The 12,657-nt window shown below is 69.7% G+C and carries 12 protein-coding genes, 1 tRNA gene and 1 pseudogene; 3 read left to right on the top strand and 11 right to left on the bottom strand.

Annotation, left to right across the window (positions count from 1 at the left end; translation table 11 throughout):
- The first annotated feature begins 104 nt into the window (after nucleotides 1–104).
- Nucleotides 105–178, top strand: a tRNA-Pro gene (locus RZ84_RS19715).
- A 172-nt stretch (nucleotides 179–350) separates the two neighbouring features.
- Here RZ84_RS19715 and RZ84_RS19710 read toward each other — a convergent pair.
- Nucleotides 351–629 carry a hypothetical protein gene (locus tag RZ84_RS19710; RefSeq protein ID WP_043265398.1) on the bottom strand — a complete coding sequence of 93 codons (279 nt, stop codon included), beginning with the start codon at nucleotides 627–629 and terminating at the stop codon, nucleotides 351–353.
- A gap of 33 nt (nucleotides 630–662) precedes the next feature.
- On the opposite strand from RZ84_RS19710, the pseudogene RZ84_RS36805 reads away from it, so the two are divergent.
- Nucleotides 663–1,087 (top strand): annotated as a pseudogene (locus tag RZ84_RS36805) (transposase family protein); the annotation flags it as partial.
- Here RZ84_RS36805 and RZ84_RS39850 read toward each other — a convergent pair.
- The 8 genes from RZ84_RS39850 to RZ84_RS19670 form a co-directional block, all read right to left on the bottom strand.
- On the bottom strand, nucleotides 984–1,682 hold the full coding sequence (locus RZ84_RS39850; RefSeq protein WP_043265397.1) for a class I SAM-dependent methyltransferase: 699 nt from the start codon (nucleotides 1,680–1,682) through the stop codon (nucleotides 984–986). The pseudogene RZ84_RS36805 and the gene RZ84_RS39850 overlap by 104 nt on opposite strands.
- Nucleotides 1,683–3,003: 1,321 nt before the next feature.
- Nucleotides 3,004–3,213 (bottom strand): hypothetical protein, encoded by a 210-nt coding sequence (locus tag RZ84_RS19700; protein ID WP_043265396.1) that lies wholly within the window; start codon nucleotides 3,211–3,213, stop codon nucleotides 3,004–3,006.
- A gap of 52 nt (nucleotides 3,214–3,265) precedes the next feature.
- Nucleotides 3,266–3,646 carry a nuclear transport factor 2 family protein gene (locus RZ84_RS19695; RefSeq protein ID WP_043265395.1) on the bottom strand — a complete coding sequence of 127 codons (381 nt, stop codon included), beginning with the start codon at nucleotides 3,644–3,646 and terminating at the stop codon, nucleotides 3,266–3,268.
- Entirely contained in the window at nucleotides 3,643–4,533 is an 891-nt protein-coding gene (locus tag RZ84_RS19690; protein WP_043265394.1) for an SIR2 family NAD-dependent protein deacylase, read from the bottom strand. The genes RZ84_RS19695 and RZ84_RS19690 overlap by 4 nt, the downstream gene beginning before the upstream one ends.
- Complete coding sequence (locus tag RZ84_RS19685; protein WP_043265393.1) at nucleotides 4,530–5,465, bottom strand: protein-ADP-ribose hydrolase; 936 nt, start codon at nucleotides 5,463–5,465, stop codon at nucleotides 4,530–4,532. The genes RZ84_RS19690 and RZ84_RS19685 overlap by 4 nt, the downstream gene beginning before the upstream one ends.
- A gap of 128 nt (nucleotides 5,466–5,593) precedes the next feature.
- Complete coding sequence (locus tag RZ84_RS19680) at nucleotides 5,594–5,917, bottom strand: MoaF-related domain-containing protein (RefSeq protein ID WP_052230035.1); 324 nt, start codon at nucleotides 5,915–5,917, stop codon at nucleotides 5,594–5,596.
- Between the two features lie 31 nt (nucleotides 5,918–5,948).
- Nucleotides 5,949–6,710 carry a nuclear transport factor 2 family protein gene (locus RZ84_RS19675; protein ID WP_043265392.1) on the bottom strand — a complete coding sequence of 254 codons (762 nt, stop codon included), beginning with the start codon at nucleotides 6,708–6,710 and terminating at the stop codon, nucleotides 5,949–5,951.
- 26 nt (nucleotides 6,711–6,736) lie between these two features.
- Entirely contained in the window at nucleotides 6,737–7,408 is a 672-nt protein-coding gene (locus tag RZ84_RS19670) for a DsbA family protein (RefSeq protein WP_241777772.1), read from the bottom strand.
- A 130-nt stretch (nucleotides 7,409–7,538) separates the two neighbouring features.
- Here RZ84_RS19670 and RZ84_RS19665 point away from each other — a divergent pair, with 130 nt between their 5' ends.
- Nucleotides 7,539–8,435 carry a helix-turn-helix transcriptional regulator gene (locus RZ84_RS19665; protein WP_043265391.1) on the top strand — a complete coding sequence of 299 codons (897 nt, stop codon included), beginning with the start codon at nucleotides 7,539–7,541 and terminating at the stop codon, nucleotides 8,433–8,435.
- A gap of 482 nt (nucleotides 8,436–8,917) precedes the next feature.
- Here RZ84_RS19665 and RZ84_RS19660 read toward each other — a convergent pair whose 3' ends face one another.
- Both RZ84_RS19660 and RZ84_RS19655 read right to left on the bottom strand, forming a co-directional pair.
- A complete protein-coding gene (locus tag RZ84_RS19660) occupies nucleotides 8,918–9,868 on the bottom strand; it encodes a hypothetical protein (RefSeq protein ID WP_043265390.1) in 951 nt (316 codons plus the stop codon).
- Between the two features lie 169 nt (nucleotides 9,869–10,037).
- A complete protein-coding gene (locus RZ84_RS19655; protein WP_043265389.1) occupies nucleotides 10,038–12,638 on the bottom strand; it encodes an ABC transporter permease in 2,601 nt (866 codons plus the stop codon).
- Between the last annotated feature and the right edge of the window lie 19 nt (nucleotides 12,639–12,657).

Raw genomic sequence — 12,657 nt, 5'->3', positions numbered from 1 at the left:
CCCGAAGGCCGCCGGCCGGGGCCCTCCCGCCACCCCGGCCCCGGCCTCCCCGGAACCGGATTTCACCTACGGGGATCAGTCCGCTAAAGTAGAGCTCGTTGCTTCGGGGTGTAGCGCAGCTTGGCAGCGCGCTTCGTTCGGGACGAAGAGGTCGTGGGTTCAAATCCCGCCACCCCGACTGAAGAAACAACAGGTCAGGGGCCTGATCCGCGAGAGTGGATCGGGCCCCTGACTCGTTTCCTGATCCTCTTGGGAGCCATTTGGGAGCCGACTTCGGAAGCGGCTCCCGGATGGCTCCCACTTCTGTCCCTTCGGAGACTGGGCGCCAGCCCCAAGAGGTGAGTGCCCTGTCACGCCAGGGTGGTCAGGCTTTGGGCGAGGGAGCGGACTTCGGGGGTGAGGCCGTCGAGGATGTCTCGCGCGTAGGGGGTGTCGAGTCGGGCGGCAGGATCTTGGACGGTGGCCCACGTCTCGGCGATCAGCTGGAGGGCTCCTCGCGCTCGGTGGATGGCGTCCTGTCGTTGGGCGAGGAACTCCTCGGCCCGCTGGTGCGCCTGACGCGGGACCGTAAGGCGTTCGGCTCTGTCCCGTAATCGGTGGTGGCCAAGCGTGATCGGGGTCGTTGACATGTCATGCAGGATCTCAACTCCCTTGTGGCAACTGTGTTTTCGGGGCTGTCGGTGCTGGTCGTCGAGGATGTGGCAGACGCAGGCGAGGTGATCCGCCTGTCCGCGCGGACCCCGGAGGTTCCGGTGCCGTGCCCGATGTGCGGGACGCCGACCGCGAGGGTGCATGGTTTCCATGGGCGTACGGTGGCGGACCTGCCGGTGGACGGCCGGCGGGTGGTGGTGTCGGTGCGAGTGCGGCGCCTGGTCTGCCCGGTGCTGGGGTGTCCGAGGCAGACCTTCCGCGAGCAGGTGCCCGGATTGCTGGAGAGATACCAGCGCCGCACTACCAGGCTTCCAGCCAACTCAGCTCTGTTGTCAGGGAATTAGCGGGTCGGGCGGGCGCCCGCCTCTCCCGCTGCCTCGCCTTCGCGATCTCCCGCACGACCGCATCGCGGCTGCCGAGGCGCCGGGCCCTCCCCCCGCCACGCCGTGCCACACCTGGGGCCACTCCGACGACATGTCTTCCGGGCCCGGCTCGTACCGGTCGCCGACGTAGTCGAAGACCAACACCCCGTCCTCGGCCAGCGAATCCGCGATCGCCTTCAGCAAGTGCAGGTGGCCTTCTGGAGCGGTGATGTCGCCGAGGCTGTTGCCGCCCATGAAGGCGAAATCCGCTCCCGTGCGCGGAAGTACTTCGATGGCGTTGCGGACGTCGCCCTGGAAGGCCGCGACCTGTGGGCGCCGCATCGCGGGGACGTTGCGGGCGAGGCCGAGCTGGAGGCTGTGGCCGGACAGGTCCACGGCGATCACCCGCTCCGCGCCCCGTTCCAGCAGCGGGCGCGCATGCCGCAGTGTGCCGCAGCACGGCAGATACGCCAGTGGCGTCAGCGGCCGGTCCAGGACGCGTACCACGGCCTCGGTCTCGGCGTCGCTCAGCTCGTCGTCGAAGTGGATTTCGCCGGCCAGGCGCATCAGCGGCTCATTGTCGTAGTGCGCCGCCACCATCGCGACCAGTTCCTTTTCCACGGTGGCAGGGCTGGTGAGTGGCTGGACGTGCAGGGGCGGCAACCGCACGCGACACCTCCGCGCCGGGTCGGGACGGGACGGGCGCCGGGTACAGGATGCCCGGCGCCCTGTGCCTTAGCGAGGTGGTTTAGGGCCAATGCCAATGCCAGTGCCAATGCCAGTGCCAGTGCCTTTGGCGTCTGTGTGAGGTTTTGACCCAGGGCCTTCCTCCTCGGCTGGTCGACGGGGTGAACGCGGAGCCCCGGTCAGGGCGAACGCGGGCGGCCCGGCAGCGGGAGGCTTCCTCGCCGAGACCCGCCTCGCCCCGACCGCCCAGGGAAGGTGAACCTTGCGGAGGTACGACTGGGGGCAGACATCAGCCGCACCGGACACTCGTGGCCTCGCAGCCAATGACTCAGTCGTCGCTCGTATCGATATCGTCGTCGCCAAAGAGGCTCCCGGGCGCTTGCTCCCGCTTCTCCTCCTTGCTGGGCGCACTCTTTGCCTGGCGCAACCTAGTCGACCTGCCCTTGGGCTCGTGGCCTGCTTCTTCGGCAGCAGCTTCGGACGAACTACGGGACTGGGGGTTGGACGAATCACGTGACTGGCGAGCCATGCCATCCTCCTCGGAGCGGCTGAGGTCCTTGTAGGTCCAGCCTCCCCTTGACGTCCCGGAGCAGCAGCCCCCACTACTCCATACGGGCAAGCAACGGTCCGCTTGCACGCGCGCCATGCAGTCTTGAGCTGCTCCAGACCTCGACGGACCTGACCGACCCCGAGACGCCGAAGTCGGTCATCCACCGCGGATCAGCGGGTAGGGAAGAGAAGCCAGGATCTCGGCGTCCGCCTCGCGGCCGGCCTTGGCACAGCTCGTCGACGGCCAGGCCCATGTACTCCGTGTGCCTCGAGACGATGGCGGTGAGGGCCATAACCCAGTGCCCCGAGCTGGTCTCCAGGGATATCCAGCCGTGAACGAGGTCCCTCGAAGACCCCGTCGGGGGCCAGCGAGCCCGCCCGTGGCGACATTCCCCCGTCCCCGCACCACTACCGCACCAGTAGAGGCGGTCAGCCACGGACAACCGGGGCACAGACGACGGCCCCAACGGGCCGCGCCTGACCGCCCAACGGGCCGCCTACCTGTGGCGACGCACCCAGAGCCCCTATGATTCCCAAGCTCAGAGCGCGGGTTCGATTCCCGTCACCCGCTCCATAGTGAAGGCCCAGGTCGGGGACCTGGGCCTTGTTCGTCGCCCAGGCCCCTCGGGGACCACGTGCCCTCCGGGTCTCCTAACTCGACCGAATACCCAGCTCGATGGGGTCATCGCGGCGCCAACACCAGGTAATCCAGGCCGACTTGCCTTGAATCGTGAGACGCGTTTTACGTGTGGCATCACGTAGTCGCCGTGGGTGGGCGCATTCGCAGACGCCGAGCAGAGGTCTCCCGGCCGACGCGCAGCAGCAGACCATCGCCCGCCACGCAGGCCGGCGTGTTCTTCCTCTGCCGGAGATGGACGATCGTGCCGAACATCTTCTTGGCGACCACCCCGTCAGGCTCCAGCAGCCCCCGGACCCGCTCCGCCCGCACCTCGTCGTACGCCATGACCCCACGCCGACCACCACCCCCAACCCGCGCACGATGCCGGGCCCCACCTCTAGAACATGGTGTTGTCGTTCTTGGAGGTGGGCGGGATGACCTGGAGGACGTCCCAGTGTTCGACGATCTTGCCGTCGGCGTCGAAGCGGAAGATGTCGATGCCGGCGTACTCCTCGTCGGGCCAGATCTGGTGGCAGTGCAGGATGACGTGGTCACCTTCGGCGAAGGCGCGCTTGAATTCGACGCGCTTGCCGGGATGCTCGGCGGCCATGCGTGCGAAGTAGTCGATGAACGCCTGCTTGCCGTCGGCGACGTGCGGGTTGTGCTGGATGTAGGCGTCACCGACGAACTGGTCGATGGCCTCGGCCGGGCGGCACTGGTTGAACATCAGGTGGTAGAAGGCTTTGGCCGCGGCCTTGTTCTTCTCCGGGTCGCTCATGGTGCCACCGTAGGGTCGAGCGCCGAGTGCGGCGCGGTGAGTATGTCGAGCAGGTGGTCGGCGTCGGCGGGGACGGGCAGGGCCCGATCGGCGAGGTCGGTGGGGGTTTCAGGGCGGTCGGGGTTGACACGGACGAGGCGTGCGGCGGGGAAGTGGCGGGTGAGGTGTTCGCCAGGCCATCGGATCACGCCGGGGGTGTTGAACCCGGCGCCGAACTCCAGGATCAGCAGGCGGGTGTCGGCGGGGGCCGTGCCCAGCCAGTCCTGGAGGCGGTGGCCCGCGGGGAGGTAGGGGGTGTCGACGAACTGGGGGCCGATGCGGACGTTGATCTCGGCCTCGCCTTTGCAGTTCGGGCATCGGGGCAGGGCGTCGGGGTCGGTGACGGCGCCGGTGGCCGGGTCGTAGGCGGCGAGGAGCTGACTGACGAGAGGGCGGCTGTCCCAGGTGGTGGGAGCGCAGGGGGTGCTGCACTGGTAGCGGCCGTAGTCGCCCTGCGGGGTGAAGATCCGGTCGGAGGCGAAGCCGGCCCGGGCGAAGAGACCATCCACGTTGGACGTCATCACCCAGTGGTCCTTGCCGTCGACCAGTGCGCGCAGCCGCTGGTAAAGGGGGTTGGGGGCGGTGGAGAAGCGAATGTCGTCGATATGGACGGCCCAGTAGCCCCACAGCAGGGCCGGCGGCAGGGGCACCCCGACCAGGTAGCGGGAGCGCAGGCCGTGGCGGTGCAGGGCGGGGAAGAGCTCCCGGAAGCGGTCTTCGTCGCCGTAGTCGTACCCGGCGGCGGCGCTCAGGCCGGCCCCGGCGGTGATCAGGACGCGGTCGGCCTCGGTGAGCCAGGTGCGTATCGTGCCGACGGCGGCTGCCGGGTCGAAGGTGGGCTGGTTCATCGGGACGGGGTTCCTTCGGTCAGTGCGTGGGTGTAGGCGGCGTGGTCGTCGTCGGCGTACACGTTGAAGATCACGCGGTCCAGGCGTCCGGGGTGGGTCTGGAGCCAGTCGGCCACGGTGTCCAGGGCCGTGCGGGCGGCGGGCTTCTTGGGGTAGCCGAAGACGCCGGTACCGATGCCGCAGAACGCGACGGTGCGTAGGCCGTCGACCTCGGTGGCGAGGTCGAGACAGGCGCGGTACGAGGCCGCCAACGCCCGCTCGTGTGCCGGGCGCAGGGGCCCGTCGACGATGGGGCCGACGGTGTGCAGGACGTAGCGGGCGGGCAGGTGGTAACCACGGGTGATCTTGGCGGTGCCGGTCGGTTCCGGGTGGCCCTGCAGGGCCATGATCGTGTGGCAGTCGGCGCGCAGGCGGGGGCCGGCCGCGGCGTGGAGGGCGTTGTCGATACACGGGTGCATCGGGGCGAAGCAGCCGAGCAGAGCACTGTTGGCGGCGTTCACGACGGCGTCGGCGCCGAGGGTGGTGATGTCGCCCTGCCAGAGCGCCGTACGGTCGGCGGCCCGGTACGTGGTGTGGGCAAGCGTGTCGCGGATGGTGGGCAGCGAGGCGGCGTCGGTGGTGTCGCGCGCCAGGCGTTCGCCGGACAGGAGCGCGTCCAGCACGCGGGCGGTCGCGGTGGGCAGGGGTTCCGGAGCCCAGATGGTCAGCACGGTGCGCAGGAGTCGCCGGGCGGCGGCATCGTCGAGCCGGTCCGCTGCGCCGGGGCGTAGCCCGGCCCGCACTGCCACCGGGTCGTCGCTCAGCAGGTCGAGTGCCTCGCGGACCAGGCCGGCGGACCGCTGATCCGGATCAGGGCCGATGGCGGGCCGGAACGGCTCGTCCAAGGCGACGGCGGCGCGGTAGGCGGCGAGCGGCAGTGCGGTCGCGTACACGGTTGTCCTCCGGGCGGTGGGACACATGACGGGTCGTAGAGGGAGTCGTAGGGGGTACGTCTGCCGCACGGCACGCCGTCGTGCCCGCACCCGTTCGCTGGTGGGGCACGGCGGCGTGGTCAGCGCCTTCAGGCGGGTTCGAGGGTTCCGGTGTGCAGTTCGGCGACGCGGCCGTCGCCTGCCTCGTAGGTCCAGAAGGCGTGGACGGTACGGCTGTTGAGGTTCATGAGGTGGGTGACCGTCATGCCGGACGTCTCGACCCAGCCGAGCATGAACAGGCCGGGGGCCACCTCGGCGGTGTGGAGGGTGACGGTCTCCTCGGCGCCCCTGGTGGGGCCCTCCAGGGTCTCGTAGTGCAGGGTGGTGCCGTCGGCCGCGTAGGTGTTGCGGAAGACGACCCCGTTGTCGACACGGAAGACGAAGGTCTTCCCGGCGTAGGTGAGCTCACTCATCGCGCTTTCCCTTCCCGGTGGCGGTCGGATGTCAGAACAGGCCGTTGGAGTGCGGGAGTTCGGTGGGCACGGGGGCGATGACGTCCCAGTGCTCGACGAGCTTGCCGCCCTGGACGCGGAAGAGGTCGTAGTACGCGACGGGAACGCCGAACTCGCCCTCGGACTGGAGCAGGACGAAGTCGCCCTCGGCGATGACCTTGTGGACGGTCTTGTAGACGAGGTTCTTGCCCTGCTCGGCCCACTTCGCGGCGGCGGCGCCGAAGCCGTCGAGGCCGTCGGCCGCTTCCGGGTTGTGCTGGTGGTAGGTCTCGGTCGAGATGTAGTCGGTCAGCACCGAGTAGTCGGCGCCCTTGAGGACCTTCTCGGCGAACTCCAGGACCAGGGCGCGGTTGGCCTCGGTCTTGTCCAAGTCGGCCGGCTCGGTGGGGCCGTCGGTCTGCGAGCGGCCGGAGGCGGTGTCCTTGACCAGCGGGGTCAGGGCGTCCCAGTGTTCGGCGAGCTTGCCGTCGGCGTCGACGCGGAAGATGTCGAAGGCGACCAGCGGGTCGGGGCCGAAGCCGTGGTACGTGCCGTGCAGGGCGACCAGGTCGCCGTCGGCTATCACCCGGGCGCCCTCGTAGCGGAAGCCCTCCGGCAGGCCGGCGACCAGCCGGCGCAGAGCCTCGGGACCGTCGGCGGCCAGGGCGCTGTGCTGGCGGTAGTCGGCGGCGACCCAGCGGTCCACCGCGCTCGGGTCCTTCTTTCCGAACAGCTCGCCGGCTGCGGTCAGGACGGTGTTCTTGGCGTTGCTCATGACGGTTCTCCTCGCGAGGTCAGGTGTCAGGTCAGGGGTGGGATGGGGGCTTGGGGGATGGTTGTGGTCAGGCGCTGGTCGAGGGCGGCGGTCAGGGAGGCGGCCGTGGAGGCCGCGCCGCCCATCTGGTCGGCGCCGTGTGCGGTGTGCAGCAGCAGCGTCGGGTAGGAGGTGACGCGCAGGCGGCGCAGCGTCCGGAAGTCGGCGTGGGCCTTCACCCGGCCGGCCGGGGACGCGTATGCCGTGGTCACGGCGTCCGCGTCCAGACCCAGCTCGTCGGCTATGTCTCGGTAGACCTCGGCGTCCGACAGGCTGCGGCCGTCGACGAACCACGCGCGCTGCACGGCCTCGACCGCGTCCAGTTCGCTGATGCCTGGCTGGTCGCGCAGCGCGGCCAGCCCCGCCGCCGCGGCGACCGAGTCGAGCACAGCCGTGCCCCGCGCCAGCGCACCGTCGTAGCCCGCGCCGAAGACGACACCGGTCAGCCGCGCTATCCGGCCACGCTCGGCCGGCAGGTGCGGATAGGCCGCCACGGGCAGCGCCCGGGCACCGGTGTGGAGGCCGGCTGAGACGACGCTGAGCCGGATGCGGTGTGCGTTGTCCTCGGCGAAGTCCCGCAGCGCCGGGCCGAAGCCGTAGCACCAGGGGCAGTACGCGTCGAAGGCGTACGTCAGCGAGGCACACTCCACCGAAGCCACCACACTCCTCCTCTCTCACTGCTTTCCGACGTGTCTTACTGCTTTCCGACATCGGCTCGACTTCGGACGAGCTGACACCCCCAAGTTATGGGCAGTGAGAAGGCCGAATCGGATACGCTGGCGACTCACGATGGCCAAAAAGCGACACGATGCCGATCGCGGCATCCCGGAGATCTCCTTCGCCGCGCCCGCCGGCACCCCCACCGGCGTCGAAGTGCTGTCCCTGGCCGACCTGCGCCACCGGGTTCCCGCAGAGCAGCTCGCGGCCCCCCAACGCCCGGACTTCCACCACCTGATCACCCTCACCGGCGGGACCCTGTGGCACACGGTCGACTTCACCGCCTACGCCCTCGACCCCGGCTCCTGGCTCTGGGTACGCCCCGGCCAGGTCCAGCAGTGGGGCGACCTCACCAACGCCGACGGCACCCTGATCCTCTTCCGCCAGGACTTCCTCGACCCGGCCACCACGCACGGCGCCCGCATAGAAGACCCGCACGCTCCGATCCTGCGCCGCCCCCTACCCGACGACGAAGCGGCCCTACGGCTGGCCGCCGACCACCTCACCACCGAGTTCCACGCCCTTGGACGCCTGCCCCTGGAGATCCACACCGCAGCCCTACGCCACCTGCTCGCGGTCCTCGTCCTGCGACTGGCCCACCTCACCGCACCCGCCGGCAGCCCCGCCCCCGAACCCGACGCCGCCTACCTGCGCTTCCGCGATGCCGTGGAAAAGGACTTCCCGCGCACCCGCCGGGTGGAGGACTACGCCGAAACGCTCGGCTACTCGGCCCGCACCCTCTCCCGTGCCACACTCGCCGCCGCCGGCCTCGGCGCCAAGGAATTCATCGACCGCCGCGTCGTCCTGGAGGCCAAGCGCCTCCTGGCCCACAGCGACCAGACCGCCGCCCGCATCGCCGACCGCCTCGGCTTCTCCAACGCGACCCACTTCAGCAAGTACTTCCACCAACGCACCGGCCAGACCCCGATCACCTTCCGCGACACGGTCCGCGGACACACCGCGAAGTGAAACGCGTCCCGCGGCGCCGGAGGGCCGCCCCGACGACTCCGAGCCAGGGGCCGCATCGCCCGCCGTGCCAGTGCCGTGCCAGACAGACCGGTAGACAGCGGTCGCCAAGGGGCAGAAATTCACGTGGGGGAGGGCGAGGGCGCGCCAGGACATCCGCGTCTGCGCGCGGGCGCGTGGTTTCGGTACGCGGTGCGCCCGGGGTGCCCTCGGTGGCGGCATCGGGCGTGGCCCGGCCGCCGGAGAGTGTCGTCGGTTCATGCCAGCCGCGCACGACATCGCCCTCCAAGAGCGCCCCTTGTCGGGGTATGAAGGGCGGTGCCGTGTCGCGCGGCTGGATCGCCGGCACCGCGCCATGCGAATCCGCGGCAGAGGTGAGTCCGCAGCAGAGGTCAGTCCGCAAGGGGCGCGCGGGGCCGCCAGTCAGTCCAGGGAACCTGTCAGTTCAGGGAACCGGTCAGTTCACGGGAGGTGTGCTGCCGCTGCTATTGCTGGCGCTTGACGAACGTCTCCGGAGTCGAGCTGCCGGGCGCCTGGATGAGGACGCGGGCCGGGATGAGGACCATCTTCTGCTTCCGGTGGCCGCTGCCGTCGGTGAAGTCGAGCTTGTAGACGATGTAGCCGATGTACTTGCCGCCGTTGGCACGCCCATCGACATAGCCGGTCACTCCGTCAGGGACGTCGTAGTGGTTGGTCTGCTCGGTCATGGTCGTCCACTTGTTGGTGGTCGTGGTCGACTCGCTGTAGGTGAAGTTGATCTCGGTGCCGGCCTTGCCACCGCCCGGCCCACCGGGCGTCGTCAGTTCCGAGGTGACCTTTCCACCGGCGGACCAGCCACTGGTCTGGCTGGTGTCCTGGCCGACCGTGGCCCCGAACTTGTAGTCGAACGTCGTCTTGCCCATCGACGGTACCGAGTGGTGCATGCTCGGGTACTTCTGCTCCAGCACGCCGACGAAGCCGCAGGGCATCGACTCACCGTCGGGGTGGTGATTGGGCTGGCCGCACATCGACTTGGCGTCCCAGTTGCTCAGCCACGGCTCCTTGTCGTCGCTGCTGCTCTTGCGGATGTCGGGGCCCTCGGTGGGGACGGACGACGGGAGGTTGAATCCGCTGCCCAGCTTGGACGATACGTCCTTCAGCGCCTGATCGTGCGGGTAGACCTTCTCGACATCGTCGAGCTTGACCTTCCCCGAGTCCTGACCGTTGACCGGGTAGCCCTTGATGGCTTCCTTCTGGTTCAAGGGCAGGCTCTTGCCGAGGTAGTCGATGACTTGCTGTTCGGACTTGAAGTAGGTGTTGCCGTCGGCAGCGTGGGCAGGGCTGGGCGAGCCGACCAGCGATATGCCGGTGAGCGTGGTGGTGGCGAGTGCGGCCGCGATCAGAGCGGTCCTCCGTCGGCCTCGACGAGCAGGGGTGGTGCACAGTGTGGTGGACACGCGAATCTCCTTGACTTGTCGGGAACTTGCTGGGAACTTCTCGGGCGTCGGCCGCCTGTCGGCCGCGCCGCTCTTCAGAGGGCTTGTGAGGGCGTGCGAGGGCTTGTTCAGGGGGCTGGTCACGCGCCGCCGGACGCGCAGGCGGGGTGGCTCCCCTGGACTGAAGGGCTCAACTCGCCTGGATCGACCGCAGCATGTTCAGGCGGGCGGCTCTGCGGGCCGGCCAGATGGCGGCCAGGACGCCGATCATCAGGGCCAGGAGCAGGAAGACGGCCAGCCTGTCCCACGGCAGGACCGTCTCGTAGTCGTGCATCGAGGTCGTGGTCAGGCCGCCCGCGGCCCAGGCCAGGAAGGTGCCCGTACCGATCCCGAGGACCGCGCCGAACAGTGAGATGACCACCGACTCCAGCCGGACCATCTGCCGGATGCCGGAGCGGTCGAGACCGATGGCGCGCAGCATCCCGATCTCGCGGGTACGTTCGAAGACCGACATGGCCAGGGTGTTGACGACGCCGAGGATCGCGATGACGACGGCCATGCCGAGCAGCCCGTACATCATGCTGAGGACCGTGGTGACCTCCTCGTTGTTGTCCTTGATCAGCTGCTCCTGGGAACGGACCTTCAGCAGCGGGCTGTCGCCGAGCGCGGCGCGCATCGTGCGTTCAAGGCCGGCGGCCTTGCCGGGCTCGGCCTTGACCAGCACGTTGTCGAACTGCTTGGTCACGGAGTACGGGAGGACGTCGGCGCGCGTGCCCAGGGCGTCGTCGACGGTGCGGGTCTTTGCGTAGATGCCGACGACGGTCAGCTTCCGCTTCGTGGCCTTGCCGCTGCCGCTGTCCATGCCGCTGCCCATCGTGGCGTCGAGGGTGGCGCCGACCTGGAGCCCGGCTCTCCCTGCGAAGTCGTCGGAGACCGCGATCCTGCCGGGGCCGATGTCGTGCAGCGAGCCGGCGTGGAAGTCGAGCCGTGCGGTCTTGCCGAACGCCTCCGGGTCGGTGCCGGTGATGACGGCGTGCTCGCCATGCGTGCCGAACTGCGCCGTGGTGACGGGGGCGGCCGCGGCGACCCCCGGTACCCGGGCGATCTTGCCGACGGCGTCCGCGTCGAGCCCCCGGGTGGTGTTGTAGTTGACCTTGTAGTCGGCGGTCAGGCCCGCGGTGGCCTCGTTGGCCATGGCGTGCTGGGCGGAGTGGGCGCCGACGGTCAGGCCGGTGATCAGGGCGAGCCCGATCATCAGGGCGGATGCGGTGGCGGAGGTGCGGCGCGGGTTGCGCAGCGCGTTCTGCCTGGCCAGCTTGCCGTTGACGCCGAAGAAGCGGGTGGTGACCCTGCCGGCCAGCGTGATCACCGGGCGGGAGAGCAGCGGGGCCAGCACAATCACGCCGCCGAGGGTCAGTACGCCGCCGAGCATCGCGGCCATCAGGTTCGACTCCTTGGTGCCCTTGAGCGTGGAGACGTAGAGCATCACCAGCACCCCGGCCCCGGTGAGCAGCGTGCCGAGCACATTGCGGACCCGTAGGGCGCGGGCGGGCGGTGCCTGGTCGACGCTGCTGAGCGCCGCCACGGGGGCGATCTTCGCGGCCTTGCGGGACGGCAGCCAGGCCGCCAGAACGGTGATGACGACGCCGACCGCGAGCGAGGCCAGCGGGGCCGCGGGCGTGATGACCAGCGGTCCGTCGGGCAGCGCGGCACCGGTGGTGTTGAGCAGTGGGCGCATGGCGGCGGCGATGCCCAGGCCGAGCACGAACCCGCCGGCGGAGGCGACGAGTCCGAGAAGGGCGGCCTCGATGAGGACGGAGCGGACGACCTGGCGACGTGCGGCGCCCACCGCCCGCAGCAGCGCGATCTCCCGGCTGCGCTGGGCGATCAGCATGGTGAAGGTGTTGGCGATGAGGAACACGCCGACGAACAGCGCGACTCCGGCGAAGACCAGCAGCGTCTTGGTCAGGTAACCGGTGTTCTTGGCTATCTGGGCGGACTGCTCGGCGGCCAGTTCGGCGCCGCTGATGGCCCTGGCTCCGTTGCCGGGGAGCAGCGCCCGGACCTGGTCGGTCAACGCATGCTCGTCGGTCCCCGGGGTGGCCGAGACCGTGATCTCGTCGAACTGGCCGGGATGGTGGAACAGTTGCTGCGCGGTCCGGGTGTCGAAGAGGGTGAGGGTGCCGCCGGCGGTGACCTGGGGGTCGTCGGTGGAGACGATGCCGACCAGCTTCTTGGTCAGCGCGGGCCCGTCGGTGGCGAAGCGGACGGTGTCGCCGATGCGGTAGCCGGCCTTCGCGGCGGTCTTGGCGTCCAGCGCCAACTCGCCCTCGGCGGTGGGGCCGCGGCCCTCCTTCAGCGGGTAGTGGCCGTCATTGCCGTCCCGGCCGGGCTGGTAATTGGTGGCCAGCTTCTGCCCGTTGGTGTCGGCGTTGACCGGCCGGCCGTCCTTGCCGGCCAGGGTGGCCTGGCCGTGAACGGTGGGGCGTACCGAGTCGACGCCGGGCAGTTGGCGGATCTTCCGCACCAGCGCGGTGTCGAGGGCGGTGGTCGGCTTGCCGCCTGCCGTATCGGGGACAGCCACGTCGGGAGCGGTGGTGGCCTCATCCGCCCGCACCGAGACGGCCACGCCCTTGAGGCTCTGGGCGGAGGCGTTGCGGAAGGCGTTCGCGGTGGTGTCGGCGAAGACGAGGGTGCCAGCGACGAAGGCGACGCCGAGCAGGACCGCGAGCGCGGTCATGATCAATCGGGCTTTGTGCGCAAGGACGTTGCGCAGGGCGGTACGCAGCATGGTGGTCGGTTCCGTCCTG

Source organism: Streptomyces sp. CT34 (genome assembly GCF_000805335.1).
Classification (GTDB): domain Bacteria; phylum Actinomycetota; class Actinomycetes; order Streptomycetales; family Streptomycetaceae; genus Streptomyces.
This window is presented reverse-complemented; position numbering and strand designations above follow the sequence as displayed.